The following is a 26,117-nucleotide window of genomic DNA, read 5'->3' on the forward strand; positions in this document are numbered from 1 at the left end:
CGAGGCTTCAAGCGGGGTGTGGCGCAGCTTGGTAGCGCGCTTCGTTCGGGACGAAGAGGCCGTGGGTTCGAATCCCGCCACCCCGACTCAGCTAATAGGGCTCTGACCAGCAAGTATATGGTCGGATTTGCGTCAGGAGCCAATGGGTTCGAGCGTCCGCAGCAGTTTTGCGCACCGCCTGCAACTGCGATGTCCAGCGTGTCCGCGACCGCCTCATCGTGCGGGAACAGGTCGGCTTGTGGCGTGTTCATAGACCGCGTGGTCGAGTGCTGCATGCAAGTTGCAGAGCATGTCGCCCACGATCAGGCTCCACTCCGAGTGCCCCGGCACCATCGAAACGCCCATGCTTACCCACCAGATCGACTGCGGCGACCGCGACCTCGACCGCGACCGAGTCGCCGCCGACCGACCCCGTCGGCATCGCATTGCCCGTCGGCGGCGGACACACATCGCGCGCTGACCGCAACCCCGCCTTAGTGATCTCACACAGATTCGCCCGGATTCGGCATTCGGTCGTAGTGCCCACGTGTAGGCACAGACCGCCTCAGCAATCTGTGCAGCACCAAATTTTCCGCCAATAATTGACAATCACAACTGTCGCTCGAAATCCACTCAAGAGTTTCAAAAAGAATTGCTAATCGCCAAAGCCCGATGCGGGCCAAGGGCGAATGCCCCTAGCCCGCATCGATTCGCAGTCAGATGCCTAAGCATCCGGAAACTATGCGCCTACCAGCGCTAGTACCAGACCCTGCGACCGCCGACGGGGCGCCCAACCGCCCCCAGGATCCACAACACCACACCGACGAGCAGCAGGATGCCGCCGATTGTGTACAGAATGCTGATGCCGGTGAAATAGCCCACCACCAGCAGAACAATGCCCAGGATAATCACGTCGCGCCCCTTCTGTTGAACGCTGTCGAATTGGAGAACGAGGTGTGAATACCCCGCTAATCGGGGCTCCAACCGCGAATTTTCACGGCAGATTGCGGGGGGTTCTAGCCCGCCGCCCGCGGTCGAAACAGAACTCTGGTGCCGCGGCGCGGCGCCAGCATGATGGATCGCCGCACGATACGTTCGGGCGCGCTGTCCACCGCGCTGAACTCGCCTTCGCGCAGCAGCACGTGCAGCACGGTGATCAGCTCGCGCATCGAAAACGCCGCGCCCAGACACCGTTTGACGCCACCGCCGAACGGCACCCAGGCGTACGTCTGGGGCCGGGTCCCGAGGAATCGTTCCGGGCGGAACTCGAGCGGGCTGTCATAGACGGCCGGATTGCGATTGATCGCGATGATGTGCACGACGATGCGGGTCCCAGCGCCCACCGTATAGCCGCCGATTGGAAAAGGTTTCGCGGCGACCCGCGCCGTCAACGGGGCCGGCGGACGCACCCGCAACGTCTCCTCGATCACCGCCGTGGTGAACGTTTCGGCACCGCTCGATGCCTCCTCCCGCACCCGTCGCAGTGCATCGGGATGATGCAGCAGCAGGTCGAAGACCCAGGCCAGCGTGGTCGCGGTGGTCTCATGACCGGCCAGCATCAGGGTGACCAGGTCGTCGCGAATCTCGCTGTCCGACAACCGCTCTCCGTCTTCAGTGCGCGCATTCATCAACAGCGCCAAGATGTCGCGGCGAGACGCCAGATCGGGTTCGCCTCGCCGGGCGGCGATAAGCGGCAGTACGACGTCGTCGATTTCGCGGTTGGCACGCGCGCGCGACGGCCACACCCGCAACGTGCCGAGTCCGCGCAGCGCATAGCGAACCGTCAATTGCTCTGACACTCCTAAGTTCAGCAGCTTTTCGAATGGCCGCCCCAGCCGCCGCACTTCGTCAAGATCGTCGACGCCGAAGATCACCCGCACAATCACGTCAAGCATTAAATCCCTTGCTGCATAAAGCATTTCGAACGGCGTATCAACGGGCCAATCGCGCATCGCTGCGCGAGCGCACGTCTGGATGATTGGCAGGTAACCGTTCAACGCGGCGCCGTGCAGCGGCGGCGTCAGCAGCCGGCGGCGCCGGAGGTGTTCTGGCTCCTCCTGAACGAACATCGACCCCGACCCGTAAATCGCGGCCGCGGGACCCACGCCCTCGCCGCCGAGCAGCACATCGGTTGGCGCGCTGAACACTTCCTTGGCCAGCGCCGGGTCAGAAACGATGGCGACATCGCCCAGACTCAGGATCGGCATGGTCATGATCGGCCCGTACCGCCGGATCAGCCGCAGCATCCTCCGCTCACCGCCCAACAAATAGGCCACGGCGTACGCGGACGCGAAGACGCTACGAAACCCCCGCGGAGCGGGTAGCCCGGGTGGAGAACTCAACGGAGTTGGCACCCGCACGACACAACACGGCGATCGACGCCAGGTCAATCACCGGCGGTCGTAGATCGTGCGTGTCAGGCGCAGTCGGCGCAGATCTGGCGCCCGCCGCCGGAGACACGCAACCGGTTGCGGTGCTGCACCAGGAAGCAGCATGAGCAGGTGAACTCATCGGAGCGCTGCGGGATCACCACGACGGACAATTCCTCGCCGGACAGGTCCGCGCCGGGCAGCTCGAAGAAGGGCGATTCGTTGGGGTCGTCGTCGACGACCGCGGTGGCCAGCTTGGGCATGGTGCCCAGCTCGCGGAGCGGGTTCTTGTCTGCGGCGTCGGCCTCGGTCACGCGGCGGGCGTCGTAGTCACTGACGGTAGGCATGGGGTTCCTTCCTGCTGAGTGACCGGGCTACGCACCTCGCAGTCGCCCGTTGGCGCAGGAAGTACCCCATTCGAATGTGAATCACACACAGCAGATCCAACAATCTGACATCAACTTGCGCTGAGTCGGCGCACAGCGGGTATAGGTCGCCTGTGAGCGACACCGCCCTGCTGGTAATCGACATGTTCAACGATTACCGCCACCCGGACGCCGACCAGCTGGCCGACAGCGCTGCCGACGTTGTCGAACCGCTGCTTGGCTTGGTTGAAGACGCCAAGAAGAGCGTTGCCGTCGACTTGGTGTATGTCAACGACAATCTCGGCGACTTCACTGCCGACCGCGAGGCCATCATCGGCAACGCCCTGCGCGGAGAGCATCCCGAACTGGTCGAACCGCTGGTGCCGACGCCCGACTGCCCGCTCATCACCAAGGTCCGGCACAGCGTGTTCTACTCCACCGCACTGGACTACCTACTGCACCGGCTCAAAACCAAGCGCATCGTGCTGGCCGGGCAGGTCACTGAGCAGTGCATCCTCTACAGCGCACTCGACGGCTACCTACGGCATTACGAAGTGGTGGTTCCACCCGACGCCGTCGCGCACATCGACGAGGAACTGGGGTCGGCGGCGCTGAAAATGATGGAACGCAACATGAGCGCCGAGTTGCTGCCCGCTGCCCGCTGTTTTTCGCAATAACCGACCGAGAGGCGACCTGATGGCCGAACGCAGAAAAGCCGAATCCGACGTAGAGCCCGACGAGCACGTCGCCAGTTCGCGCGCCGGGCGCGAGCGCGACGGCGATTACGTCGGACGCACCGGCGCCGACGACGACTTCGACGCCGGAGAGACCGGCGCGGAGGCACGCAGCAAGGATCGGTGACTACCGCCATACCTCGGCGACCAGTGGCCGGTGGTCGGAGATCGGCATCAGCTCTGCGGCGGCGCCACCGCCGTGCAGATCGGGGTCGTCGGTCAGGATGTGGTCGAGCTGCCGCTCCGGCTGGGGGGCTGGGAATGTCGGCGCCGACGCCAACGGCCGCATACCCGACCAGCGGTGCGCCGCGGCGGGACTGAGGTTGAGATCGCCAATCAGCAATCGCGGGCCGGGCAGGCCCCGCAGGTCGCGGGCCAGCCGTCGCACCTGGCGCAGATTCCAGCCCGGCACAAAGGACAGGTGGGTGTTGGCCACGGTCATGGGTCCCAGCGGAGTGTGCAGCCGGGCGATCACCGCCGCCCGCGGCTCTTCGTCGACCATCATCACCTTGTTGGGGCCGGGCAGATACATGGGAAACCGCATCGGAATCCGGGGCAACCGCACCACCTGCCAGCTGGCCGCGGGAAACCGGGATAGTAGCGCGATCCCATACGCGGCGGTCCCGGGCTGTTCCCGTCCGGTCGCCGCCATCCAGGTGGCACCCGGTGTGCCGGAGATGGCCGCCACGAACCGGTGCTCGACAGCACCCATGGCTTGGGCGGCGGCGGCGGTCAGATCCGCCCGCCCGGAGCGCGGTTGGTCGAGGTCGACCTCCTGCAGTGCCAGTACGTCGGGATCCAGTCGCCGCACGCAGTCGCGCAGTCGCTGCGGGTCGACACCGTCACCGACCGTGCGTCCGTGCAAGATATTGAAGGTGGCAACCCGCATCGCTAGGCCTGCGCCCCCGGCACTTCTTCCCGCGCCGCCACCGAACGACTGTCGCCGTTGTCAAACACCTCGATGATCACGTCACGGTCGCGGTAACACCCGAGTGACGCGAGGCCCGGTGTCGCCGCGATGACGGCGTGCGCGGCGTCACCGGTCAGTGGATAGTCGGCAACGGGGTGGCGCCAGTGCGCAGCAATCACACTGGCGTCCGGCGCCAGCCGCGGGCACTCCCGGCGCAGCGTGGCTGCCAGGGCGTCGGCGTGCAGGTAGTAGGCGACCTCGCTGAGCACCAGCAGGTCGAAAGGGCCGGCCGGCCACTGCTCATCCAGCGACCCACGTGACAGCGTCACCCGGTCTCGGCTACCGCGCTCGCGCAGTCCGGTATCGGCGCCGCGCAACGCCGCCTCGGCCACGTCGACGGCGGTGATCCGCTCGCAGCGGGTCGACAACAGTGTGGTCAGCGCACCAATCGAACAGCCCGGCTCAAAGGCATGCCGATACCGCTCGCGCGGTAGCAGGGCCAACGTGATCGCGTACTTGCGTTGCTCGTACCAGCGCGCAGACAGTTGCCATGGATCATCGGCGTCGGCGTACATCCTGTCGAAGTACGCGTCGGGCAGTCGCGAGGTCATCGAAAAACCACCTCTCCCACTGCCATCAACCGTTCCAGCACGAAGGGCGGTAGCACCGCATCGGGACCAGCGGGTTCGAGCTGGCTGTGAAAGCATTGTGCGGCTTGGCTTTTGCGCTGTACCGCCCAATCACGGAGCGGTATCGTTCGGGCCCGATCCCACGGCACGTCGGGATCTTCGGGGACTGCCCAGTGCCACATCCACACTGGGTATTCGACCAGTTCGATGCCGGTGCGGGTGCAGGCTATGGCCGCGGCCCGCCCGACGGCCTCGTGGTCGGGGTGGCCGTCCCCCCGCCAGGTCGCCGCACACCAGGTTCCGGGCGGCCGGCCGTCCAGGTAGCGCGTCAGCAGCGCCGCTAAGCGATCCTCTTGGTCTGTCAATTGCCCGTCCGGCAGTCCGAGCAGCAGCGGTGCGCTGACTTCCAAAAGCTCTGCAGCGCTGCGCAATTCCGCACGTCGCTGAGCTTCCAAAGCAAGCCGCTCGGCCGCCGACGCCTCCGGGTGCACGCCGCCGCCGTCGCTGACCGCCACCAGCTGCACCGGCACGCCCGCCGCCGCGAGCTGCGCTGCCGTCGCCCCGATGCCCAGCGTCTCGTCATCAGGATGGGGGGAGACGACGACCAGAGCGGCGCACTCGTCCAGATCGAGTGGGGGTGGCCGGTCGGCTGTCAGCCAATCCTGCACGGCGGTACCGCCTTCGGCCACCGGCCTGGCCGCAAACCGCGGCCCATTGGTTATCAATGTCCGCGCCGTCCAGCCAGCCGCCCCAGCTCGGCCAGGTCACGCTCGGCGTGGCTCTGGCGTATGTAGATGCTCAGGTCGGCGACCCGCTGGGCGTGCCTACCGTCCTGGCACAGCGGCCCGGGTCCTAGCGCCCGTCCGGTGCGCGAGATCGCCTCGTCGACGGCATGTTCCACTACCGCGCGCACCCGGCGGGCTAACAACTGCGCGGTGTCGGACCTATCGAAAGGGTCGGCGTCGACCTGGGCGGCCGCCGCGGCCAGCACCGCGTCGCCGGCGGTTAGCGCGGCGTCTACCGCCCCCAAATGCGCCAGCGTGTACGCGTCGGCGGATTCGCTTCCGGCGCTGCGGTACAGCGGCTCGGCGACGCGCCGCGCCCCGCCGAGCCAGCAGGCGGCCACACCGATCGCACCGTGCCAAAATCCGGCGCGGCTCAAGTAGCCGCCGGGCGCGCCGACCAGGACCGCGTGCACATTGTTGAACTGCACCGACCGGGTGTCGCTGCCGGCCATTCCGGGATTCCACCAGGTACTGGGCAGCGGTCTCACTCCGGCATCGGTCAGGGTAACTGCGAACAGCCCCCGATCACCGCCCTCGATCCGTGCGGTGACCAGTGCGTTCGTGCAGAACCCGGCGCCTGAGCACCACACCTTGGTGCCGTTGAGCACGAAGCCGTCGCCGGCGACGTGGGTTGCGGTCAGGACGGCCTCCGACGATTCGGCCGCCCAGACGCCCCACAGTTGGTCGGGGTCAGGTGGCTTACCGCCCAATTCGTGCAAGATCGCGACGGCGTCGACGTGCGCTTCGGCGATACGGGCGGCGGCGATGTCTTCTTCAGCCAGCCTGCCCAAACCTTGCCAGCGTTCGGCGGTGTATCCCAACGCCGGCAACGGCAATTCCAGCCGCCCTGTTTCCAGCCAGTGCCGGACCAGCCCCGCCGTCATGCGACATCTCCCGTGGCCACGTCGTCGTCTGTGGCGATGCCCGAGAGTTCGCTCAGGTGATCGCCGAACCCGCGGGGCGCGCGGGCTTTGGTACGCGAGGAGGTCACGACCGATCGGGCGGTATCCCGATGAATCCGATAGCCGGCGTCCTCGAACCGTGCAACCAGGTCGACGTCCTCGCCGGAAGCCAGTGCCCGGAAGCCACCCGCCCGCCAGTAGGCACCCGAGCTGAAGCCCATGTTCGCCCCGTGGATGTGGTCGTGGTTGTCCTGGACTCGCGCGTCGTACGCTTTTAGATAGCGCTCGACGACTTCGGAGGGGTGCAGGTGCCAGTCGGTGACCCGCACCAGTCCGAGGAACATATCCGCGTCGCAAGCCAATTGCCGCAGCAACCAGTCGGCGTCGACCGTGCTGTCCGCGTCGGTGGTGGCATACCAATCCCGCGTGTCCTGCCCGAACAGCGAACGCGCGTAATCGAATCCGGCGGCTCGGGCCGCGCCGACGTTGCGCGATTCCACACGCAGGAAGTGCACATCCGGCCCGTATCGGCCCGCGAGTTCCGTGCTGCCATCGTTGCTCGCATCAAGCACGACAATGACTTTGACGGGGGCGGGCGCGCACAGTGCGGCGGTCACAATCGCGCGCAGACAGAGGGGCAGGTGCCCTTGTTCGTTGTGGGCAGGTATCACCACGGCAACCTGATCGTAAGAGCGCGACGTTCCGGTTGACATGAGCTGCTAATTTCCCATTTCGGTACCAATTAAACGGTTGACCGATACCCCAGGAGTTATCTGGTTGCCGGCGACAAAGGCGGGGTATGCGATAGCGGTTATGAATTCGACGCCACCGCCGGCCGCCGGTGAAGAGGGCATTCCGAGCCGCACCGAGTTGCGCGAAGCCCTGCGATGCGCGGCGTCGGCACTCAAAGAACACGGACCGCCCTTCGCCCTGGCCGGCAGCTACGCGTTGTGGGCCTACGGCGCTCCTGAACCGACGCACGACGTCGACATCGTGATAGCTGAGTCCGACGTGTCCGCCGCGGCGACCACACTGGAAATGGCCGGATTCCGAATCGAACGTCCACCAGAGGACTGGCTGTTCAAGGCATGTATGGGCAGGGCCGTGGTCGACGTGCTGCACCGGATAAATGGGGCAATCGTCCCGCCACAAGCCCTGGACAGCGCGGAAGACCGTACGGTGCTGGCGATTTCGATGCCCGTGCTGCCTCCGACGGAGGTCTTCATTCAGAAGCTTCGCGCGCTCACCGAACACTCTTGCGATTTCGCGAAGTTGATGCCGGCGGCACGGGCGACCCGTGAAAAGCTGGATTGGGAACGCATCGAAACCGAAACCAAGGACAACGATTTTGCGGTTGCGTTCCTGGTGCTGATCGACCGGCTTGGCCTCCGCCGCTGACCGTAGCGACTAGAACGTCATTCTTCGGGTATCCCCTTGGACCATGGAATCCCATCCGCGCCGTGACGACGACCTCGAGGATGTTGTCGACGAACTGGAAAGGGACGTCGCAGCAGAAAGGCCCGAGAAAGGTGCGGACGACAGCTCGCCCGAGCGGGATCCCTCGACAGAGGGCACGAAGCAAGAGCCGCCGGACTGAAAGCTACTAGTGGTTGCGCAGTTTGGCGACCAGCTTGTCCTTCGTCAGGCTTGAATAGCCCGAAATGCCGAGCTCTTTCGCCCGCTTCTTCAATTCCGGCACCGTCCAGGCGTCGTAGGAACCGGCTTTGCCCCCTTTGCGGCCGACCTTGGACTTTCCCTGCCCGGCCGCCGCATTGGAGATTCTGGCTGCCTTTTCCTTCGAGTCACCCTTCTTACGCAGGTCTTCGTAGAGCTTTTCGTTCTTGATCGACGAATTCGGCATGACAGCACCTCCTATGCGTGTTCCGTAGCGCCGCAGGCAGGGTGCCCGAATCGCTCCGCGTCAAACGCCCAGCCCGTGTCTGTTAAGCAAACGCGATTTGTCGGCACACCCGACAGCCGGCTGCTCCGGCTGGACGTCATTGCTGAGAGGACTGAATATTACTGTCGCGGAATCGATTTCGCTGCCGTCATGGCAGTGCACGGTACCACCCAGGTCCACGTATCCAGCATTTTCGGCCGGCAGACGCGAAGATCACGGCGCTGTAGTTTGATGCCGCCTTAACCGGGAACACAGGCACCGCGAGGCGCTGCGTCTAGCGCGACGCGAACAACAACGGATGGGAAAAGCGATGAGCGACAAGAATAGTGGTCCCAAGGAAGGCGTCAAGGGGGTCGCTGAAGGGATCAAGGGCAAAGCCAAGGAGGCCGTCGGCGCCGTCACCGGCAGCGACGACCTGAAGAACGAAGGTCAAGCTCAACAGGATAAGGCGGACGCCCAGCGCGACGCCGCCAAGAAGGAAGCCGAAGCCGAGTCCGCGCGGGGAGGCGCCAAAGCCGCCGAGGAACGGCAGAAGTCCAACCAGTAGGCTCCGTCCGTCTTTGCTGTGGCCCCGGATGCCCCGACCGGGGCCACAGCTTCATCTGCCGGAACTCACCCCCGAAAAAGAACTTCGAGATCTAACGCTCGACGCCGCGGTTGCCTAGCCTGGTAAGGGGTATTGGGAATGACAATGCAGGCAACCAACGGGCCCGGCGACCTGGACGGGGTCGTCGCCATCGGCGCTTCCGCGGGAGGCGTGGAGGCGCTGTCGAGGCTGGCTGCCGGCCTCTCGTCGGATTTGCCTTACGCCTACTTGGTGACTCTTCACATGCCAGCGAGCGCACCCAGCCTCCTGGCGCGGATCATCGATCGCTGTGGCCCGTTGCCCGCGGCCACAGCCAAACACGGGCTGAGACTCAAACCCGCACAGATCTACGTCGCCGTGCCTGATTTCCACCTATTGGTCGCCGACCACCGAACGATGCTGTCGCAGGGGCCGACCGAGAACGGCCACCGGCCAGCAATCAACGCGTTGTTTCGCTCAGTGGCCGTTGCTTACGGACCACGTGCCATCGGGGTACTGCTCTCGGGTGTGCTCGACGATGGGGTGTTGGGACTGCAGGCAATCCGCTCCCGCGGCGGTTTCACGATCGGCCAGACACCCGGCGACGCACTGTTTCCCGCGATGCCCAGCAACGCCTTCAACGCCGGCGTGCTGCGGCGTCAAGCCGCGGCCGCGGACATCGGCGCCGTACTCAAGGAGCTGGCGCAGCGCAAAATTGAGGAGCGGCAGATGGAGCGCGACACCCAGCTGGAACTGGAAAACCAGATCGCCATGCGACCACGTTTCACCAGCGATTTCGACACCCAGGAGCTGGGACCTGCATCGGGGTTCACCTGCCCGGACTGCAACGGATCACTGGCCATCCTGGGCGAGGACAATTTTCGGTGTCGGGTCGGCCACGCGTGGACCCCGGACTCGTTGTTGGCCGCTCGCGACGGCGAAGTCGAAAGCGCACTATGGGTCGCGCTGCGCGGTCTGCAGGAAAAGGCCAGGTTGGCCAGGCGGTTGGCCGAGAAAGCCAAAGACGAACTGTTGCTTAAGCGGTACAGCGCATTGGCTGAGGAAGCCGAAGGCGCGTTCACCGTGCTAAGTGAGCGGCTTGCAAGCGCAAGCCTGCCGCCCGAAGAAGACGCCGATGACTGAGACCAGTCGGCATATCCGGGTCGAGGTTGAGCGCCAGCACGAAGTGACGTTCCTGACCGCCGAGGGTGTGCTGGACGGTTACACGTACCGGAGTTTCCGCGACACCCTGATCAAGGCCGCGCTGGACGAGCCCCGCGTCGTGATCGTCGACGTCAACAGTCTCTCCGCTCCGGCGCCCACGGCGTGGTCGGTGTTCACCAGCGCGCGGTGGCACGTCAGCGTTTGGCCAGATGTACCAATACTCTTGGTGTGCAACAACACCCGATGCCGACGAGTCCTCGCCAACGGCGTCGCCCGTTATGTGCCGGTACATCCGACTCGCGAAGCGGCACTCGACGCCGTCCACGACCTGACGTTGTACGGTCGCCGCCGAGCGCGCGCCCAACTGCCCGCCGCTCGGGCCAGCTTAGGTCTAGCTCGGGCGATGGTCCGCGAATGGCTCACCGCGTGGGACAAGACGGAGTTGATCCCGACTGCCGCTACCGTGGCGACCGTGTTTGTGGACAACGTCCTCGTCCATACTGAAAGCGCCCCGGCACTGATTGCCGAAAGTCATCGAGACACCATCACCGTCGCCGTCGAAGACGGCAGCCAGCACCCCGCGGCCCGGCACGAAGATGCCGATCACGGCGCGGATGTCGTGGCCGGTTTGTCTATCGTCGCTGCCCTGAGCCGGGTATGGGGCAGCACGCCAACATCTTCGGGCAAGACGGTGTGGGCGCTGATCGGTCCCGAAGGCCAGCTCTGACACGGCGAGTAGTCTGCAAGTGCCTCGGCACGGCAGCCACGGGACGGAATCCGCATGAACGACACTCCTGATGAATCTTTCGAGGCGTTGCTGCGGTACATGCGGGATACTCGAGGCTTCGATTTCACGGGATACAAGCGCAACTCGCTCATGCGCCGCGTTCGCCATCGCATGGACCAGGCCGGGTGCTCCACTTTCGAGGAATACCTGGACGCGCTGCAGGCCGGTTCGGACGAATTCGCCTCGCTGTTCACCACAATTCTGATCAATGTCACCGCCTTCTTCCGGGACGCCGATGCCTGGGACTTCATCGCCGGTGACGTCATTCCGCGACTGCTGGCCGAGCGTGGTCCCAATGACCCGATTCGGGTGTGGAGTGCGGGATGCGCGTCTGGACAGGAGGCTTATACGCTGGCCATGTTGTTGACCGAGGCGATGGAACCCAACGCGTTCCGGCAACGCGTCAAGATCTACGCCACCGACATCGACGAGGAGGCTCTGGCCCAGGCGCGCACGGCCTGCTACGACGCCAGGGCCGTCGAGTCGGTGCCACCAGCATTGCTGGATCGCTACTTCGACCAGGTCAATGGGCGGTATCTCTTCCGCAAGGATCTACGCCGAGCAGTCATCTTCGGCCGTAATGACCTCGTCAAAGATGCACCGATCTCGCGTGTCGATCTGCTGGTCTGCCGCAACACGCTCATGTATCTGAATGCCGAGACCCAACGACACGTCGTCAGCAGGTTGCATTTCGCCCTTGCGCCGCAGGGGACGCTGTTCCTCGGGCACGCCGAGATGCTGCTGAGTCACGGCGACCGATTCACACCGCTGAACCTGAAAAACCGGATATTCCGCAAGGCCATCGGTTCACCAGGCGGCATCGATCGCTACGACCCCGCTTCGAGCTACTACGAAAGGCACAGCGAATTGCCTGGCCTGGCGACGATTCGAGAGCTGGCTTTTCGCGCCAGTCCGGTAGCCCAGATCGTGGTCACCGGCGAGGACACCGTCGCAATGATCAACCTGCAGGCCGAGGCCACATTCGGGCTCTCCGCGCGCGACATCGGCCGGCTGCTTCGCGATCTCGAGGTGTCCTACCGTCCGGTCGAGCTGCGCGCCTATGTCGAGCAGGCCAAGGTGGAACGGCGCCCCGCGCGAATCCAGGACGTCAAATGGCAGCGCCCCGGCGCTGAAACGGTGTGGTACGAGATCCACGTCAACCCCCTCATCGACACAGAGAACGGGCTTCTCGGAGTGTCGATCGTGTTCTTCGACGTAACAGCGACGCGTGCCCTACTGGACAAGCTCCTGCAGACAAATCGCCAACTCGAGGCGGCATACGAGGAACTGCAATCGACGAACGAGGAGCTGGAAACTACCAACGAAGAGTTGCAGTCCACGGTGGAGGAACTCGAAACCACGAATGAGGAATTGCAGTCCACCAACGAAGAACTCGAAACGATAAACGAGGAGATGCAGTCCACCAACGACGAGCTGCACAACATCAACGACACTCTTCGTGAACGCACCATCGAACTGGACGACGCGAAGAATTTCCTGGACTCCCTGATCAACTCGATCCCGCTGGGGATGGTGGTGGTGGACCGGGAGATGCGGGTCGTCGCGTGGAACCGCGGGTGCGAAGAGCTGTGGGGTCTGCGGGCTCACGAGACGACAGGCGCGTCCTGGTCCTCCTTGGATATCGACTTGCCGATGGAGACAGTGCGACCGCTGATCGGTAATGCCTTTGTCGACCCGGACAGCTCCGGCCAGACGGTTGTGGATTCGGTGAACCGGCGCGGACGCTCGACCCGATTGCGCGTCACGTGCACGTCGTTCCGCGGCGCCGATCGTGGTGTTAAAGGGGCGCTGCTGCTTATGGAGGTGCTGGACCCCGCCGCGGCGCCGACGACGCACCCATGACGATCGCGGTGACCACACGGCCGATCTCTGCGACTGGAAGCACCAGCTCGGCACCTGCTTGGGCGGCCGCAGTCGGCATTGACGAGAATTGGGCTGTTTGCGAGCTCTCCGCGATCACAAGGGCGCCGGCACGTTCCATCGCCTTGGTCCCTTCCGCGCCGTCGTGACCAAGACCGGATAACACCACGGCAAGCCCGCGCGGGCCATAGGATCTGGCCAGCGACGCTAGCAATACGTCAAAACGCGGGGTATAGGGCTTTTCGAGAGCTCGCAACCTACATGAACGGTCCGGCGACAGCTCAAGGTGCATCGCCGGCGGACAGACGACGACCTCGCCGGGCCGAAGGATCTGGCCGTCCTGTGCCCACGTGACGTGACGCCCGGAATTCCTGGCCAGGATCGCCGGCAGCACACTGCTGTGGCCACCGAGATGCTGCTGCACCACAATGGCGGCCGGAAAGTCCGACGGCAGGTCATGCAGGACGGTCGACAAGGGATGTAGGCCGCCGGCCGATGCGAGAAGTGCCACCACGTCGATAGCCGTGCGTCGCACATCACTGACCATCCCATAAGTGTCCCCCCTGAGGGCCACGCCCACAGTGCGGAACGGATTTTCCCTTCGCTTGTGCGTCCAGAACACTCGCGGCCGCCAATATCCATTAAACGAACCGCTCGGTCACCAACGTTTACGCCCTACCGACCCGGGTACGCCATGACTTCCAAGCTCGCCCCCGAAATACTTGAGGAATGACGACCTAGTGCATATCGCGATCGTCTGCGGAGACGATGTCCGCACCGAGGTGGGCGCTCGCGTCGGTGCCGGTCTAGGAGAATTTTGCGCCGCGCTTGCGAGCCAAAGACATTCGGTCACCGTCTACCCCCGGCAACTCGATCAATTCCCACCCGCGACCGAGCACCCGTATCGGGTCATGCCGGCGGCAGTCGGCCCGACTGGCCACGTGACCCCGCTCGACGCGCTGCCTTACATAAGCGCGTGGGCCGCGCTACTCGACCGAGCGTGGTCGTCAAATCCACCGGACATCGTGCATGCATTCGGTTGGCTGGGGGGCCTGGCGGCCCAATTGGCGGCGCGCCGTAACGAGTTACGGGTTGTCCAGAGCTTTTACGGGATGGCTGCAACGGCGGGGCCGACGGCCGAGACCGAGCGCGTACGCCTAGAGCCGTTGCTGATCCGTAACGCAAGCTGGGTCACTGGCGGCAGCGGCAGCGAAGTCGATGCACTGACGAGGCTGCGTCGCAAACGAGCTCAGCTGTCGGTCCTGTCCACCGGCGTTGATACCGAACGCTTTTCGCCCGCCGAGTGCAGGCCGACCGGCAGCGGTTTGACTCGCGTCCTGCAGTTGGAACCAAATGCCATGCCATGCAGCGGTTTTGACAAGGTCATTCGGTTCTTGCCGAGACTTCCTGAAGTTGAATTGGTTCTTGCCCAAACTAGCGGGGCAGACACCGCACATAGCCGGGACCGGGCCGCACTCAAACGCTTGGCCGGCAAGCTTCGCGTAGGCGACCGGGTTCGATTCGCGGGCAAGGTTTCTGGCGAAGAGCTACCGACGTTGCTGCGCTCTGCCGACGTGGTCGTGTGCACGCCGCAACGGGCGCCGCGCGCGACAACAGCGTTGCAGGCCATGGCCAGCGGGGTGGTAGTCGTAGCTGCGGCCGTCGACGCCCTGATCGACACGGTCGTCAACGACGTCACAGGAATACTGGTCCCGCCGAACAAGCCGCAAGAACTGTTTTCAGCCTTCAAATATCTTCAGACAGATCGGTTCCCGCGGGAGAGCATGGGTGCGGCCGGTCGGGCCCGCGCGATCTCGCGCTTCACCTGGGATCGGGTCGCCCTCGACGCGCTCGGCGTGTACCAACATGTCACCAGCAGCGGCAGCGTGAAGACGAAAACCACAGCATAAGGCGAATTGCCAGTGCCATCCGCGATGAGCGGCGATGATAACAATGTCACCGACCGCGCCGCTGGGTATGCCCTCCGGTACCAGCATTTACACAGCGCCGATGCCGAAGCGGTGAATCGCATCTTGACCGAGGCCTACCCTTCGGGCTGGCGGGTCTCCCGCCTTTCTCACAGTGCGACAATCACCCACCGGCGATTCGTGACGGAATGGGCAGTGCTGGACGAAGTGCAGATCGACGGTCGAGCGATCTGCGAAATCCGTCCCGTCGACGCAGTGGTGGCAATCCAGCCTCGGGCAGGAACCATGGCGGTAGCCAGCGACCCCGCCGGAAGGTTGAAAACTCCAGTTATTGCCACCGAAGACATGCCGAACGTGATACACGCCAATACCGCACGCTTCCACGTGGTGAGCGTGGATGGGCGACTCTTGAACCGGGTCGCTGCCGAAGACCGCCAGTCGGTGCCCCAGATTGTTCGGTTTCTCGATTACCGCGCGCGGACCGAGGGCGCCGCGCGACGCTTCACGCAAGCGCTCGACTACGTCGTCACCAGCTTCGGGAGCGCGGAGAGCGCCCATCAGCCGATGCTGGTCGGGGCGGCCGCACGCCTGCTGAGCGCCGCGCTACTGGAGTGCTTTCCATGCAATACCAGCGCCGGACGAGATTTGCTGAACGACCCGCACCTTCCGCCGGCACTGAAAGGGGCGATCTCGCTGATTCATCGCCACGCCGCGGACGGCATCGGCGTCGTCGACGTCGCTGAGTCGCTGCGGATAACCCCGCGAGCGGTCCAGTACCTGTTTCGGCACCACCTGGACACCACGCCGACCGACTATCTCCGCCGAATCCGCTTACACCGCGCCCATCAGGACTTGCTGGGCAGCGATCGAGCTACGACGACAGTAGGCGAGATAGCCCAGCGCTGGGGATTCAGACACGCAGGCCGGTTCGCCGCGCTCTACCGGCGCAGTTACGGCCAGAGCCCGCACTCCACTCTGCAACATTGAGCGTTGCTAGAGCACTTCGCGCGGCGCGCGCAGCAGGCGATCAACCCGATACGCTGCATCATCGTCTTCGTCGTCGCGTGCGCTGATCTCGGCGACCACGCGTTCAGCAATATTGCGCAGCTTGACGTTGGACTCCTGCGAGAGCTTGACCAGTAGTTCGAACGCTGCGTCCGAGCCGACGCCGTACCTGAGCATGAGGATGCCCATCGCCTGGTTGATCACCGCGCGGCGGGAATCGACGGCCAGCAGTGCCTCACTGAGGTGCTTCTGCAGGTCGGCATCGTACTGTTCGGTGACGTCGATGTAGAACCCGCCGATTCCGAGCAGCCGTCCATCTGGGCCCGGGAATCGGTCCCCGACCACCACCACGACATGCGTCTCGCCGCGGGTGTCGACGATACGGTGCCGGCTGCTGAACGCGGTGCCGTGCCGACGGATCTGTTCGATCAGTTCAGCAATGTTCGGTTTATCATCCGGATGTTTGTGTTTGAGCAGCAATTGCGTAGTCGGAGTGATGCTGCCGGGCGTGTACCCGTGCATCCGGGCGACTTCTTCCGACCATTCCCAACGGTCCTCACGCGTCAGATAACGAAACCGTCCTACCGGCGGCCACCGTCGGCCCCTCTTTCGCCGCGAATCTGCGCACACCAGCTTCATAGTATTCGGACCTACCGGCGCGCGGTGTGAAAGCCAGCATTCCTGCTTGCGTAAAAATCGGGTGAGCGTTAGGCGGTTTTCGCCAGCGCCGGCGCGCGGGATACCTTGTCATCCTTCGCCATTCGACGAATCATTGCGCGGGTGGCTTTCTCCAGCACCTGTTGAGCCACCTCCGGGCGACGAGCTCGCCCGGAGCGCCGCGCCGCCGCGGCGATCGTGATGCCCTGCCGGTACGCGCTGACCACTCGCGGATCCACATACGAACCGCGCGCCACCGCCGGTGTATTGCCCAGCTCCTCAGCGACCTCGCGCATGACGGCGGCCTCAACTCGCTTGGCCACCCGCTGGGACACCGCAGGGTCCGCGTCGACGAACGCGGCGGCGGCCAAGACTGTCCCGTGCCAGGTGCGCAGGTCCTTGACGCTGTAACCGTCGCCGACGAGTTCCTTGAACCGCATGTTGAGGTCATCGGCCCGTACTTCTACCCAGTCGGAACCGTTGCGCCACAACAACAGTCGGTCGGCGCCTGCCGTTTGCCGCAGCAGAGCGCGCACCGCGCGCACCACCTCGGCATTCTCGATCTCATAGGTGCGCTGCACTCCGCTTTTGGCGGGGTAGTCGAAGGCCACCGCGTCGCGGCGCACGGTCACGTGCTCACGCAGCAGGGTGGCCAGCCCGTACGACTCGTTCTCCTCCACGTATCGCTCGCCGCCAGCCCGAAAGTAACCGAGGTCCAGCAGATGCAGGCCGAGCGCCAGCACCCGTTCGCGGGTCAGGCCCCGACCCTTGAGGTCATGTGCGATTCGTTCCCGCCACGCCGGCAACTCCGCGGACAGCTCCAGCACCCGGTCGAACTTCTCTTCGGCCCGTTCCCGCTGCCAGTTCTGGTGGTACAAGTATTGGCGACGGCCCGCGGCATCGGTGCCGACGGCCTGAATATGTCCGTTGGCAAACGGGCAGATCCACACTTTGCGCCAGGCGGGCGGAATAACGAGATCTCTAATCCGCTGCACCGCGTCCGGATCGGTCAGTGGCTGGCCATCCGGGCCGTAGTACGCGAATCCTTTGCCGCGTCCCGTGCGGGTGATGCCCGGCTTGTCCAACACGCTGCGGCGCAGTCGCATCTTCGTCCTCCGCAGGTTCCCGACTCGAGTCGGCTGAACGCTGAATTACCCGCGCGGCCAGTCGCTACACCCGGCATGGTCAAGACACCGGCAACTCCGGCGCATTGCGGATGCGCAGCATCACCGGAACCACCAGCCAGGAGAACCCGAACAGCGCTAAGGCACACACTCCGGCGACCAGCCCCGCGGCAGTACCGGCCACCGCGTCGAAAATGATGACGGTCACCCCGGTCAGCGCCAGACCAAGCAGCAGCAGCCCACCGTAGGCGCACCGGTGCGCGGCCGATACCAGCACCGAGAGCCGGTGTCGCCGAAACAGCAACCGGTGCAAGCCCACCGGGGCGATCAACAGGACCGTCGCGGCCACCGAACAGCCCACCGTGACCAGATACACCGCTTGCATGTCATCACCCAGGACGTCGAAACGGGCCTGGAAAGGCAGCGTCAGCAGGAACCCGGTGAGCAATTGCACGCCGGTCTGCACCACCCGCAACTCTTGCAGCAGGCTGTTCCAGTTTCGATCCAGTCGTTCGACCTCGGTCTCGCCGCGCTCACGGCGATCCCAGTTCTGGTCTTGCTCCGGATGATCCGCATCCATCAGCCGATAATGCCGAGCGACCCGCCACAGCACTGTGGCGGGTCGCTCGCGGTGTGGCGGGGAATCAGCCGGCCATGAACTCGTGGTAGGCCGATTCCAGGGTCGGCGGCAGCGCCGTCACGTTGCACTGCCGTTCGGTCTCGCCGATCGGCGCCAAAATCCCACGCAGATCGTGATATTCGTTCGGGTGCGCGGTGAAGTAGGCCCGAATGTTGGCGGCCGCGTCCCCGCGCGGCTGGCCGTAGGCGGCCGAGACCACCTGGCTGGCGCCGGGGTGGCCGTCCAGGTACTGCTGGGCCGCACCCTGCACCGAGGAGACGGTCGCGTTGACACCTTCCGGACTGCAATCGGGTGCCGCCGCAGCCGACGGCGCACCGACGATACCGATGGCGATCCCCCCGAGCAGACAGCCGGCGCTAACACCGGCGACTCGCCGGCGCACGACGATACTGCTGAATTTCATGATGGTTTGTTCCTCCGAATGAGTGAACTGATTCGAGGGACGCCCGAGTCCCTGAAATCCAAAGTAACCGCGTGCAAACTGGTCGGCCTTGCGCGTTCGCCGACGACGAACACGCGTTTAAGACGTCGCGTGATGATGATGTGAACCAAGCAACTCGAGTGGCGCTTTGCACTAAGCAGACGGCCAAGAATCGACCGAGAAATTGAGAACTATTACAAAATTCGAAGGGTTCTTAGCAGACCGTGATCTCTATTCGTAACCCAACCGTGACGTCGGCACTAGTGGTTGAGCTTGCCTTCGCGTACGCCGGCCAAACCCTCCTCGATGGTCGGATACAACGGGAAAGTCTTGTCCAGGCCAGTCAGATGAATCGGCCGTCTGGTCGCCGGGCCGCGGGCCACTACACCGAACCCGGCGCCATCACCGAGTTTCTCGTAGGTGGAGGCCAGAATCTTCAGCCCCACCGATCCCAGGAAGTCCACCCCGGACAGGTCGATGATCAACGCACCCGGATTGTCAGCAACTACTCCACCGATTGCTTCTTCTAAGGCGGGCGCGGTGACCAGGTCGATTTCGCCGCCGATGCTAAGCACCACTACCCCGTCATGGTCAGAGACCGTGGCGGTGATCGAATCAGGAGCTGACAATGGCGATCCTTTGTCCGGGTCTGCGGTGTGCTGCAAGCCTAACGTGCGGTGCTTACCGCGAGAAGAAGAAGACCTCAACACGCTCCAGGTCACATCCCAAGCTAGTCTCCCCATAGCGCGATCCACTGGGTACGGCCTCTCGAGAGCGCCCGAGAGCTTGGAGGGACAGATGTCCGATTCGCCGACAGATTTCAGCACCATCAGCAGCACGACAGGCGTCTCCAGCGAAGGTCTGCTGCCACAGCTGGTCCAGCATCTGCGACGAAACCGGACCGCCCTGCGCGAGGAGTGGGCGCGCCGGATCACCGAAGCCGAATTGCTTACCGCGATGACGCCGGAGGAAATTTTCTCCGAGGCGACCGCCGTCTACGACAACTACGTCGAGGTACTAGAAACCGGCAGCGTCGAAGCTCTGCAGGACTACGCGCGAGACCTCTCCGAGCGCATCATCCCCCGCGGCGTGGAAACCGACGAGGTGCTGGGCATCGTGTTGTTGCTGCGCGACGTCCTGGCGCGCTCGCTGTTCGAGAAGTATCAGACCGAGTTCGACATGCTGAACCGCGTTCTGGACGCCTACGAGCCGGCGGCCAACCGCATCGCGAACACCGTGGGCGTCAGCTTCGTCCAAGAACGCGAGCGCATCATCCGCCAGCAGCAGGAAGCGATCCGCGAACTGTCCACGCCGGTGCTCCAAGTCCGCGAACAGCTGTTGATCCTGCCGATCATCGGTGTGCTGGACAGTCAACGCGCCCGCCAGGTCACCGAACAGTTGCTGCGCGCCATCCGCGCCAACCGAGCCAAGGTCGTCGTCATCGACATCACCGGTGTGCCCACCATCGACTCGACGGTGGCCAACCACCTGGTGCAGACGGTTGACGCGTCCGGACTGATGGGCGCCAGCGTCATCATCACCGGACTGTCGTCGGAGATCGCCCTGACGCTGGTGACGATCGGCCTCGACCTGTCCAAGATGAACGCCGTAGGCGACCTGCAGGGTGGTATCGAGGAAGCCGAGCGCCTGCTTGGTTACGAAGTCACCCGCACCGGCGAATAAACGCCCCCGAAAGCATTGAAAGCAGCCCATGCCAGTACCGATCTTGAAACAGGGCGCGATCCTGATCGCCACGGTGCAGGCCGCGTTGACCGACTCCGACACCGAGCGACTGCGCGAGGACCTGATGGAGCGGGTCAGCCGGTTCCGCGCTCAGGGCATTGTTGTCGACGTCACCGCAATCGACGTAATGGATTCATTTGCGGCTCGGTCGCTGCGCACCATCGCACACATGACCCGGCTGCGGGGGGCCACCACAGTGATTGTCGGCCTGCAACCAGAAGTGGCCTTCGCCATGGTGCAGCTCGGCCTGGCCTTCGACGACATGAGCACCGCGCTGGACCTCGAAGAAGGCATCGCGCTACTACACAAGCGGCTAGGCCTGAATCGATCGACGATCGGGCGCGACGGTGGCGGTTGAGACGGTGGTCGCCATCAGCACCTCAGACGACATCGTCGCCGCCCGCAAAGCCGGGCATCAATTGGCGCTCGATCTGGGCTTCTCGTTGACCGACGTGACCATGATCGCCACCGCGATCTCTGAAATAGCCCGCAACATCACCAGCTACGCGGGCCGCGGCCAAGTTCGGGTCACAGTGGCCGAGCGGGAGGGCCGCAGGGCGCTCGTTGTCCGGGCGGAAGACGACGGCCCAGGCATCGCCGACATCGACCGCGCCATGGAAGACGGCTACACCACGGGCCGTGGACTGGGCATGGGATTGCCCGGTGCGCGCCGACTGATGGACCGGTTGGTTGTGGAGTCCGCGCTGGGCCGCGGCACGGTAGTCGAGATGTGGAAATGGGTCCCGGCCCGTGCGTGACCCGGTTCGGTCGACGGGCCGCTTCGGTCCGATCGAGTGGGCGATGACGAGTCGCTCACGACCCGGTGAGCAAGCGTGCGGGGATCAGGGCATCGCGGTGGAAGTCAACGACCGAGACAGTGCCGGGAACCCGCTCGCGGCACTGTTCGGCGTCATGGACGGACTGGGGCACGGTCCGGAGGCTGCCCGCGCCGCCGTCGCCGCCGCCGAAACGCTCGACGAAGCACGCGACGAACGACTCGAGGTGCTAATCCAGCTGTGCCACCGCGTATTGGGCGGCACCCGAGGCGCCGCCATGACGCTGGCGAGGATCGATTTCCAGACCTCCAAGATGAGCTGGACCGGCATCGGCAACGTCAGCGCGCACTTGGTGGCCAAAGGCGTCAGCGGCGTCCAGATCCGCGCCAGCGCCCGGTTGGTCGGCGGTATCGTCGGCTACCGGATACCGGAAACCCGCCCCGCACAAACCGTTTCGATCCGCACCGGCGACCTGCTGGTGATTGCTAGCGACGGCATCGCCAAGGATCACCTGGAGCACCTTGACTTTGCCGCCTCGGCCAAAGACATCGTCGAACAAGTGCTCACCAAGCACGCCAAGGAATCCGACGACGCCATGGTGCTGGCTGCCCGGCACCGGGGTATCACGACATGAGTTCGACAGAGGACTTCCACACTCACTACCGGGCCACGCTGCGCAGCTATCTCGACACGCGTGACGAGGACCTGTTGGCCGTCGGACACGAGCTGGGTAGACGGGCGCTAGAAGAACAGATCAGCATGCTCGGCATCGTGGAGAACACGTTCCGACTGCTCAACGAACAATCCGACCCGGCTCCCGACGAGCGGGCCGCTGCAGTCGAGTTCCTGCTCCAGACGCTCGCCCCGCTCGACGTGGCAACCCGCGGATTCCTGGATGGCGCAAGGCGATTCGCGGAAGAAAGAGCCCGCGCCGAAGACTTGGAAGACCGCGACAAGTTCCGCACCGCATTGGTCAATTCGCTGCAGGAGGGGTTCTTCGTCGCCGACCGGAGCGGCGCGGTGATCGAAATCAACAATGCGTTCGCCGAGATCCTCGGTTACGGCGCAGCGGGTCTGCCCTACCCGTGGCCCCAGCCCTGGTTGGTGGACAAGGAACGCACCTACCAGGAGCAACAGCGGCTGCGCACCGAAGGCAGCGCCGACTACGAGATCCCGGTCCGCCACCGCGACGGGCGCCTGGCCTGGGCGGCGGTCAGTATCAACGCCGTCCACGGCCCCGGCGAAAAGGGCGATGTCTATGTGGGCACGGTCCGCGACGTCACCGCCGAACGCGCGTTCGCCGCGCGGGAGAGCGCGGTGCTGCGCCTGGCCACCTCGGTGGCGGTAGCCAAGAGTGTGGCCGAGGTGCTCGAAATCACCCTCGACGAGTGCCGGACCGCCGTCGACGTGCAGCGCGTGGTCGCGGTGATGTGGCCGGCCGCCGAAGGTGAGCCGACCGTGCTGGTCGCCGGTGACCCATCCGAATCAAGCTGGCGCACCATGGATCCGACGTTGCGGCAGACCTTCATGGACGCCCGCCACCAGCTCCCGCTGACCGCCAAGACCGTCGAGTGGCCGGATATGCCGGGCAAGACCAGCGGCTTGGTCGCCATGCTGTCGGGCACCGGGGATGTGGCGCTGTGGCTGGAGCTCGGCAAGCCGCGCTGGGTAAGTGCCGAGGACCGGTTGCTAGTCACCGTCCTGATCGGCCACCTCAGCCTGGCTATTCAGCATGTCCGTCAGTTCGAGAGCGCGCGCGAAACGTCGTTGACATTGCAACGGGCCATGCAACCACCCATGGAGCCGCCGCCGGGCTTCGCCGTTCGCTATGAACCCGCGGTACTGCCGCTGGAGATTAGTGGCGATTGGTATGACGTGCTGCCAATCGACGACCGCCGCATCGGGATAGTCGTCGGAGACTGTGTGGGTCGCGGTTTGCCGGCCGCCGCGATCATGGGCCAACTCCGCAGTTCGTCGCGGGCCCTGCTGCTCACCGGCGCCAGACCGGCCGTGCTGCTCGAGCAACTCGACGCGGCGGCAAGCACCATTCCGGACGCCTACTGCACGACGGTGTTCCTGGCGATTCTGGATACCGAATCCGGGGTGCTGGAGTACAGCAACGCCGGCCACATGCCCGCAGTCCTTGTCCAGGCTCAGCCTGGGTCGAAATCTGTCACCTACATGCTCACAGATGCCCGATCAGTCCCACTGGCGGTGCGCCGCAACGAGACTCGGCCACAAGCTGCTGAGGTTCTAGCACCCGGGTCGACGCTGATGCTATTCACCGACGGTTTGGTCGAGCGCCGTCACGAGTCGATCGACGAGGGACTTGCACGGGTCGCCGACGTCCTGACGGATTCGGCGCACTTGCCCATCGACGCCGTGGCCGACGCCGTGCTCGAACAACTAGCGCCGCAGGCAGGCTACGACGACGACGTCGCGATGGTGGTGTATCGCCACCATCTGCCACCGTTGCGAATCCAAACCGACGCCACCGCAGAACAACTGGCCCCGCTGCGGCGGCAGCTGACACCCTGGCTGCAGTCGGCAAACGTGTCCGATGAGCAGACCTCCGACATCGTGCTGGTGGTCTGCGAAGCGGCCGCCAACTGCGTCGAACACGCCTATGTCGGCCAGGACGCCGGAAAGATGCTGATTGAGGTGGAGGCCGACGACAACGCGATCCACGCGTGCATCGCCGACTTCGGCTCATGGAAGACACCGGCCGCCGAGCCAGGCAACAGCGGGCGGGGCCTGGTGCTGATGAGAGCCATGAGCGAGTCGATGGATGTAGTAGAGCGAGCCGAGGGCACCACCGTGGAAATCGTCTTCCGTTTGTCTGGCCCGCAGACGGGTAAAGCATGAGTGTGAAGCCCGCGTCGATCGCCGTCGAACCCGCCCTACCGGCGGCACACGGGCCGTTGTCGACGACCGTGCGCCGCACCTTGGCCGCTCCAGCCACGCGCGAACAGTCCGGCCGGATCAGCGCAGCGGTCCGCGACGCGGACCCCTACGGCCTGGACCTGCATCTGGCCTTGTACATGTGCTACGAGATGCACTATCGCGGATTCGCCTCGGTCGATCCGGACTGGGAGTGGAACCCCACCCTGCTGGCTTTCCGCGCCGAACTGGAGCGGGTGTTTTTGGCCGGAGTACGCCGTGACGTAGGCCCGATCGAGCCCGACCACACCGCTGCGGCCGAGATGGACGCAATCGCCGTCGAACCGAAGGAGGGCAGTGGCCCGTCCTACTTCCTCCGCGACCACGGCACCTGGGAGCAGATGCGCGAGTACTTCGTCCACAGGTCGCTCTATCACCTGAAAGAGGCGGATCCGCACGCGTTCGCCATCCCGCGGCTCACCGGCACCGCGAAGGCGGCTTTTGTGGCCGTCGAGTTCGACGAATACGGGGCCGGCCAGGGCCAGCGGATGCACCAGCAACTTTTCGCAGATTTGATGGACGCCGCCGAGCTGGATTCGGCCTATCTGCGCTACCTGGATGCGGTGCCCGCCGACTCGCTGGCGGCGGTGAACCTGATGTCGCTGTTCGGTCTACACAGAAAGCTGCGCGGCGCGGCCGTTGGCCACTTCGCATCGACCGAGATCACCTCGCCCCCGGGTTCGCGACGAATGATGCAAGCGCTGCAGCGCATGCAGGCTCCCCAGGCTTGCGTCGAGTTCTACCGCGAGCATGTGGAGGCGGACGCGGTGCACGAACACGTGGTGCGCCGGGACGTGGTCGAGGATCTGGTGGCTCGCGAGCCGCAGTTGGACGGCGACATCGTCTTCGGCATCCGCGCGCACGCCCTGGTGGAGAATCGTCTGGCCGACGCGCTGATGGCCGCATGGGAGCGCGGGGAGTCCTCGCTGCGACGGCCGCTCAGCTGAGCGTGTCCTTGACTTTGGCGGTTCGGCATCTGCGATGGCTGGTGTCGCACAACGGGTAATCCTGGCTGCGGCGACAAGTACAGATCGCCACCATGAACCGGTCGGACTCGACGACACTGCCGTCGGGCATCTCGATGCGCACCGGGCCGGAAACCAGCACCGGCCCGTTCGGCACCACCTGCACCCGGGTGGTATTCACGGCTTGTCGGCCCGGATCACCACGAGTTCTTCCTCCCTGCAGCCATATTCGATCTGACCGGTCTCTTCCAGCCACGCCGCACGTGCCGTCAACACCGGACCAAACGGGATATGCTGTCGAGCAACCACATCGGCGTCCATACCGGAGGCGCGCAGCGCGTCCAGCGTCCGCTGCGTACCGGCCAGGGCGGAGTGCACCAGCAGCGCGGATCCGCCAGGGTGCAATAGCTTTGGCGCGGCAGCGCACAGTGGATCCAGGATAAGTCGGCCGTCAGGACCGGCGTTCCACGCCCACGAGGGTCCGGCCGCCGGCGGGATCAGGCCCGTATCGTCAACGGGCGGTGCGGGTACATACGGCGGATTAGACACCATCACGTCGAACGGCCCTCGCTCCAGCGCAAGCGCCCAAGAGCCGTGCTGCACATCGACTTCCACCCCAGCCTGTGCCGCGTTGCCCCGCGAGTCACGCACGGCCCGCGGGCAGATGTCGAACGCAGTCACACTGGCGCAACCCATTTCCGCTGCGGCTATCGCAACGTACCCGGTGCCGGTACACAGGTCGATGACACGGCGTCCCGCGATCAGGCCGGTGCGGCGCATCGTGTCGACGAGCAGGTGAGAATCATGCTGCGGCTGGTACACCATTTCGGCGACCAGCGACTCTCCCGGCGCTGGGTACGTGATCGTCACGGAAAGCCTCTCTTGCCGTTGCCGTGGCGGTCACGGCCTGCCGTTTTAATGCCCGATAATCATCGGGTTAAACCGTAT

32 protein-coding genes and 1 tRNA gene are annotated in these 26,117 nt (G+C 64.7%); 16 read left to right on the forward strand and 17 right to left on the reverse strand.

Translation table 11 applies throughout. The features are described 5' to 3' along the window. Positions 1–12: 12 nt before the first annotated feature. Positions 13–86 (forward strand) — tRNA-Pro (locus H0P51_RS26410). A 649-nt stretch (positions 87–735) separates the two neighbouring features. On the opposite strand, the gene H0P51_RS26415 is transcribed toward H0P51_RS26410, so the two are convergent. The 3 genes from H0P51_RS26415 to H0P51_RS26425 all read right to left on the reverse strand — a co-directional run bounded on the left by H0P51_RS26415 (position 736) and on the right by H0P51_RS26425 (position 2,695). Then, positions 736–891 carry a hypothetical protein gene (locus H0P51_RS26415; protein WP_180915734.1) on the reverse strand — a complete coding sequence of 52 codons (156 nt, stop codon included), beginning with the start codon at positions 889–891 and terminating at the stop codon, positions 736–738. Between the two features lie 104 nt (positions 892–995). Next, positions 996–2,369, reverse strand: a complete 1,374-nt coding sequence (locus tag H0P51_RS26420; RefSeq protein WP_180915735.1) for a cytochrome P450 — start codon at positions 2,367–2,369, stop codon at positions 996–998. Positions 2,370–2,395: 26 nt separating this feature from the next. After that, complete coding sequence (locus H0P51_RS26425; RefSeq protein ID WP_180915736.1) at positions 2,396–2,695, reverse strand: DUF4193 domain-containing protein; 300 nt, start codon at positions 2,693–2,695, stop codon at positions 2,396–2,398. A gap of 152 nt (positions 2,696–2,847) precedes the next feature. Between H0P51_RS26425 and H0P51_RS26430 the strand changes: the two genes are divergently transcribed. Both H0P51_RS26430 and H0P51_RS26435 read left to right on the forward strand, forming a co-directional pair. Next, positions 2,848–3,390: a cysteine hydrolase family protein gene (locus H0P51_RS26430; RefSeq protein ID WP_180915737.1), complete on the forward strand. Its 543-nt coding sequence runs from the start codon at positions 2,848–2,850 to the stop codon at positions 3,388–3,390. A 19-nt stretch (positions 3,391–3,409) separates the two neighbouring features. Further along, complete coding sequence (locus H0P51_RS26435) at positions 3,410–3,574, forward strand: hypothetical protein (protein ID WP_180915738.1); 165 nt, start codon at positions 3,410–3,412, stop codon at positions 3,572–3,574. Here H0P51_RS26435 and H0P51_RS26440 read toward each other — a convergent pair whose 3' ends face one another. The 5 genes from H0P51_RS26440 to H0P51_RS26460 are packed head-to-tail and all read right to left on the reverse strand — an operon-like array spanning position 3,575 to position 7,386. Beyond that, a complete protein-coding gene (locus H0P51_RS26440) occupies positions 3,575–4,336 on the reverse strand; it encodes an endonuclease/exonuclease/phosphatase family protein (RefSeq protein WP_180915739.1) in 762 nt (253 codons plus the stop codon). Between the two features lie 2 nt (positions 4,337–4,338). After that, the gene (locus H0P51_RS26445) at positions 4,339–4,968 is read right to left on the reverse strand and encodes an SAM-dependent methyltransferase (protein WP_180915740.1); all 630 of its coding nucleotides are present in this window, start codon (positions 4,966–4,968) and stop codon (positions 4,339–4,341) included. Then, on the reverse strand, positions 4,965–5,675 hold the full coding sequence (locus tag H0P51_RS26450; RefSeq protein WP_246398229.1) for a PIG-L deacetylase family protein: 711 nt from the start codon (positions 5,673–5,675) through the stop codon (positions 4,965–4,967). The genes H0P51_RS26445 and H0P51_RS26450 overlap by 4 nt, the downstream gene beginning before the upstream one ends. A gap of 32 nt (positions 5,676–5,707) precedes the next feature. Beyond that, positions 5,708–6,655 carry an acyl-CoA dehydrogenase family protein gene (locus H0P51_RS26455; protein WP_180915742.1) on the reverse strand — a complete coding sequence of 316 codons (948 nt, stop codon included), beginning with the start codon at positions 6,653–6,655 and terminating at the stop codon, positions 5,708–5,710. Continuing rightward, positions 6,652–7,386, reverse strand: a complete 735-nt coding sequence (locus tag H0P51_RS26460) for a glycosyltransferase family 2 protein (RefSeq protein ID WP_180915743.1) — start codon at positions 7,384–7,386, stop codon at positions 6,652–6,654. The genes H0P51_RS26455 and H0P51_RS26460 overlap by 4 nt, the downstream gene beginning before the upstream one ends. Before the next feature lie 100 nt (positions 7,387–7,486). On the opposite strand from H0P51_RS26460, the gene H0P51_RS26465 reads away from it, so the two are divergent. Continuing rightward, positions 7,487–8,071, forward strand: a complete 585-nt coding sequence (locus H0P51_RS26465; protein ID WP_180915744.1) for a nucleotidyltransferase — start codon at positions 7,487–7,489, stop codon at positions 8,069–8,071. Between the two features lie 205 nt (positions 8,072–8,276). Here the strand turns inward: H0P51_RS26465 and H0P51_RS26470 are convergent, their stop codons facing one another. Beyond that, entirely contained in the window at positions 8,277–8,534 is a 258-nt protein-coding gene (locus H0P51_RS26470; protein WP_180915745.1) for a DUF7218 family protein, read from the reverse strand. A gap of 349 nt (positions 8,535–8,883) precedes the next feature. Between H0P51_RS26470 and mbp1 the strand changes: the two genes are divergently transcribed. The 4 genes from mbp1 (at position 8,884) to H0P51_RS26490 (ending at position 12,952) form a co-directional block, all read left to right on the forward strand. After that, positions 8,884–9,120 (forward strand): microaggregate-binding protein 1, encoded by a 237-nt coding sequence (gene mbp1 / locus H0P51_RS26475; protein ID WP_180915746.1) that lies wholly within the window; start codon positions 8,884–8,886, stop codon positions 9,118–9,120. 138 nt (positions 9,121–9,258) lie between these two features. Further along, the gene (locus H0P51_RS26480; RefSeq protein ID WP_180915747.1) at positions 9,259–10,281 is read left to right on the forward strand and encodes a chemotaxis protein CheB; all 1,023 of its coding nucleotides are present in this window, start codon (positions 9,259–9,261) and stop codon (positions 10,279–10,281) included. Continuing rightward, positions 10,274–11,029 (forward strand): STAS domain-containing protein, encoded by a 756-nt coding sequence (locus H0P51_RS26485; protein WP_180915748.1) that lies wholly within the window; start codon positions 10,274–10,276, stop codon positions 11,027–11,029. The genes H0P51_RS26480 and H0P51_RS26485 overlap by 8 nt, the downstream gene beginning before the upstream one ends. Positions 11,030–11,083: 54 nt before the next feature. Further along, on the forward strand, positions 11,084–12,952 hold the full coding sequence (locus H0P51_RS26490; RefSeq protein WP_180915749.1) for a CheR family methyltransferase: 1,869 nt from the start codon (positions 11,084–11,086) through the stop codon (positions 12,950–12,952). Here the strand turns inward: H0P51_RS26490 and H0P51_RS26495 are convergent. Beyond that, positions 12,906–13,550, reverse strand: coding sequence for a chemotaxis protein CheB (locus tag H0P51_RS26495; protein WP_246398230.1), 645 nt, complete (start codon positions 13,548–13,550; stop codon positions 12,906–12,908). The two genes, H0P51_RS26490 and H0P51_RS26495, sit on opposite strands and share 47 nt — an antisense overlap. A gap of 160 nt (positions 13,551–13,710) precedes the next feature. On the opposite strand from H0P51_RS26495, the gene H0P51_RS26500 reads away from it, so the two are divergent. Together H0P51_RS26500 and H0P51_RS26505 are read left to right on the forward strand one after the other, a co-directional pair. Continuing rightward, positions 13,711–14,880: a glycosyltransferase gene (locus tag H0P51_RS26500; protein WP_246398231.1), complete on the forward strand. Its 1,170-nt coding sequence runs from the start codon at positions 13,711–13,713 to the stop codon at positions 14,878–14,880. 24 nt (positions 14,881–14,904) lie between these two features. After that, a complete protein-coding gene (locus H0P51_RS26505; RefSeq protein ID WP_180915750.1) occupies positions 14,905–15,885 on the forward strand; it encodes a helix-turn-helix transcriptional regulator in 981 nt (326 codons plus the stop codon). A gap of 6 nt (positions 15,886–15,891) precedes the next feature. Here the strand turns inward: H0P51_RS26505 and H0P51_RS26510 are convergent, their stop codons facing one another. The 5 genes from H0P51_RS26510 to H0P51_RS26530 all read right to left on the reverse strand — a co-directional run bounded on the left by H0P51_RS26510 (position 15,892) and on the right by H0P51_RS26530 (position 19,374). After that, positions 15,892–16,425: a PAS and ANTAR domain-containing protein gene (locus H0P51_RS26510; protein WP_246398233.1), complete on the reverse strand. Its 534-nt coding sequence runs from the start codon at positions 16,423–16,425 to the stop codon at positions 15,892–15,894. Positions 16,426–16,610: 185 nt separating this feature from the next. Next, positions 16,611–17,666 (reverse strand): DNA topoisomerase IB, encoded by a 1,056-nt coding sequence (locus tag H0P51_RS26515; protein ID WP_180915752.1) that lies wholly within the window; start codon positions 17,664–17,666, stop codon positions 16,611–16,613. Positions 17,667–17,745: 79 nt separating this feature from the next. Then, positions 17,746–18,264 (reverse strand): DUF6328 family protein, encoded by a 519-nt coding sequence (locus tag H0P51_RS26520; protein ID WP_180915753.1) that lies wholly within the window; start codon positions 18,262–18,264, stop codon positions 17,746–17,748. Between the two features lie 64 nt (positions 18,265–18,328). Beyond that, on the reverse strand, positions 18,329–18,727 hold the full coding sequence (locus H0P51_RS26525) for a heme-binding protein (protein ID WP_180915754.1): 399 nt from the start codon (positions 18,725–18,727) through the stop codon (positions 18,329–18,331). A 278-nt stretch (positions 18,728–19,005) separates the two neighbouring features. Further along, on the reverse strand, positions 19,006–19,374 hold the full coding sequence (locus H0P51_RS26530; protein ID WP_246398234.1) for an STAS domain-containing protein: 369 nt from the start codon (positions 19,372–19,374) through the stop codon (positions 19,006–19,008). 169 nt (positions 19,375–19,543) lie between these two features. Between H0P51_RS26530 and H0P51_RS26535 the strand changes: the two genes are divergently transcribed. Genes H0P51_RS26535 through H0P51_RS26560 form a run of 6 tightly spaced genes read left to right on the forward strand, consistent with a single transcriptional unit; the run spans position 19,544 to position 25,151 of the window. Continuing rightward, on the forward strand, positions 19,544–20,428 hold the full coding sequence (locus H0P51_RS26535) for an STAS domain-containing protein (protein ID WP_180915756.1): 885 nt from the start codon (positions 19,544–19,546) through the stop codon (positions 20,426–20,428). Positions 20,429–20,456: 28 nt separating this feature from the next. Beyond that, the gene (locus H0P51_RS26540) at positions 20,457–20,846 is read left to right on the forward strand and encodes an STAS domain-containing protein (RefSeq protein WP_180915757.1); all 390 of its coding nucleotides are present in this window, start codon (positions 20,457–20,459) and stop codon (positions 20,844–20,846) included. Next, a complete protein-coding gene (locus H0P51_RS26545) occupies positions 20,836–21,246 on the forward strand; it encodes an anti-sigma regulatory factor (RefSeq protein WP_180915758.1) in 411 nt (136 codons plus the stop codon). The genes H0P51_RS26540 and H0P51_RS26545 overlap by 11 nt, the downstream gene beginning before the upstream one ends. Before the next feature lie 43 nt (positions 21,247–21,289). Next, positions 21,290–21,898 (forward strand): SpoIIE family protein phosphatase, encoded by a 609-nt coding sequence (locus H0P51_RS26550; protein WP_180915759.1) that lies wholly within the window; start codon positions 21,290–21,292, stop codon positions 21,896–21,898. Further along, positions 21,895–24,129, forward strand: a complete 2,235-nt coding sequence (locus H0P51_RS26555) for a SpoIIE family protein phosphatase (RefSeq protein ID WP_180915760.1) — start codon at positions 21,895–21,897, stop codon at positions 24,127–24,129. Before H0P51_RS26550 ends, H0P51_RS26555 begins: the two co-directional genes overlap by 4 nt. Further along, entirely contained in the window at positions 24,126–25,151 is a 1,026-nt protein-coding gene (locus H0P51_RS26560) for an iron-containing redox enzyme family protein (protein WP_180915761.1), read from the forward strand. The genes H0P51_RS26555 and H0P51_RS26560 overlap by 4 nt, the downstream gene beginning before the upstream one ends. Here H0P51_RS26560 and H0P51_RS26565 read toward each other — a convergent pair. After that, a complete protein-coding gene (locus H0P51_RS26565; protein ID WP_180915762.1) occupies positions 25,144–25,350 on the reverse strand; it encodes a CDGSH iron-sulfur domain-containing protein in 207 nt (68 codons plus the stop codon). The two genes, H0P51_RS26560 and H0P51_RS26565, sit on opposite strands and share 8 nt — an antisense overlap. Beyond that, on the reverse strand, positions 25,347–26,039 hold the full coding sequence (locus H0P51_RS26570) for a HemK2/MTQ2 family protein methyltransferase (protein ID WP_180915763.1): 693 nt from the start codon (positions 26,037–26,039) through the stop codon (positions 25,347–25,349). Before H0P51_RS26570 ends, H0P51_RS26565 begins: the two co-directional genes overlap by 4 nt. Between the last annotated feature and the right edge of the window lie 78 nt (positions 26,040–26,117).

This window comes from Mycobacterium vicinigordonae (assembly GCF_013466425.1).
GTDB classification, from domain to species: Bacteria; Actinomycetota; Actinomycetes; order Mycobacteriales; family Mycobacteriaceae; genus Mycobacterium; species Mycobacterium vicinigordonae.

Excerpts from the sequence above, each read along its gene's own strand:
- H0P51_RS26425 (WP_180915736.1), bottom strand. The coding sequence starts at position 2,695 with ATGCCTACCGTCAGTGACTACGACGCCCGCCGCGTGACCGAGGCCGAC.
- H0P51_RS26435 (WP_180915738.1), top strand. The coding sequence starts at position 3,410 with ATGGCCGAACGCAGAAAAGCCGAATCCGACGTAGAGCCCGACGAGCAC.
- H0P51_RS26440 (WP_180915739.1), bottom strand. The coding sequence starts at position 4,336 with ATGCGGGTTGCCACCTTCAATATCTTGCACGGACGCACGGTCGGTGAC.
- H0P51_RS26445 (WP_180915740.1), bottom strand. The coding sequence starts at position 4,968 with ATGACCTCGCGACTGCCCGACGCGTACTTCGACAGGATGTACGCCGAC.
- H0P51_RS26455 (WP_180915742.1), bottom strand. The coding sequence starts at position 6,655 with ATGACGGCGGGGCTGGTCCGGCACTGGCTGGAAACAGGGCGGCTGGAA.
- H0P51_RS26460 (WP_180915743.1), bottom strand. The coding sequence starts at position 7,386 with ATGTCAACCGGAACGTCGCGCTCTTACGATCAGGTTGCCGTGGTGATA.
- H0P51_RS26465 (WP_180915744.1), top strand. The coding sequence starts at position 7,487 with ATGAATTCGACGCCACCGCCGGCCGCCGGTGAAGAGGGCATTCCGAGC.
- H0P51_RS26470 (WP_180915745.1), bottom strand. The coding sequence starts at position 8,534 with ATGCCGAATTCGTCGATCAAGAACGAAAAGCTCTACGAAGACCTGCGT.
- mbp1 (WP_180915746.1), top strand. The coding sequence starts at position 8,884 with ATGAGCGACAAGAATAGTGGTCCCAAGGAAGGCGTCAAGGGGGTCGCT.
- H0P51_RS26480 (WP_180915747.1), top strand. The coding sequence starts at position 9,259 with ATGACAATGCAGGCAACCAACGGGCCCGGCGACCTGGACGGGGTCGTC.
- H0P51_RS26485 (WP_180915748.1), top strand. The coding sequence starts at position 10,274 with ATGACTGAGACCAGTCGGCATATCCGGGTCGAGGTTGAGCGCCAGCAC.
- H0P51_RS26490 (WP_180915749.1), top strand. The coding sequence starts at position 11,084 with ATGAACGACACTCCTGATGAATCTTTCGAGGCGTTGCTGCGGTACATG.
- H0P51_RS26505 (WP_180915750.1), top strand. The coding sequence starts at position 14,905 with ATGAGCGGCGATGATAACAATGTCACCGACCGCGCCGCTGGGTATGCC.
- H0P51_RS26510 (WP_246398233.1), bottom strand. The coding sequence starts at position 16,425 with ATGCACGGGTACACGCCCGGCAGCATCACTCCGACTACGCAATTGCTG.
- H0P51_RS26515 (WP_180915752.1), bottom strand. The coding sequence starts at position 17,666 with ATGCGACTGCGCCGCAGCGTGTTGGACAAGCCGGGCATCACCCGCACG.
- H0P51_RS26520 (WP_180915753.1), bottom strand. The coding sequence starts at position 18,264 with ATGGATGCGGATCATCCGGAGCAAGACCAGAACTGGGATCGCCGTGAG.
- H0P51_RS26525 (WP_180915754.1), bottom strand. The coding sequence starts at position 18,727 with ATGAAATTCAGCAGTATCGTCGTGCGCCGGCGAGTCGCCGGTGTTAGC.
- H0P51_RS26535 (WP_180915756.1), top strand. The coding sequence starts at position 19,544 with ATGTCCGATTCGCCGACAGATTTCAGCACCATCAGCAGCACGACAGGC.
- H0P51_RS26540 (WP_180915757.1), top strand. The coding sequence starts at position 20,457 with ATGCCAGTACCGATCTTGAAACAGGGCGCGATCCTGATCGCCACGGTG.
- H0P51_RS26550 (WP_180915759.1), top strand. The coding sequence starts at position 21,290 with ATGACGAGTCGCTCACGACCCGGTGAGCAAGCGTGCGGGGATCAGGGC.
- H0P51_RS26555 (WP_180915760.1), top strand. The coding sequence starts at position 21,895 with ATGAGTTCGACAGAGGACTTCCACACTCACTACCGGGCCACGCTGCGC.
- H0P51_RS26560 (WP_180915761.1), top strand. The coding sequence starts at position 24,126 with ATGAGTGTGAAGCCCGCGTCGATCGCCGTCGAACCCGCCCTACCGGCG.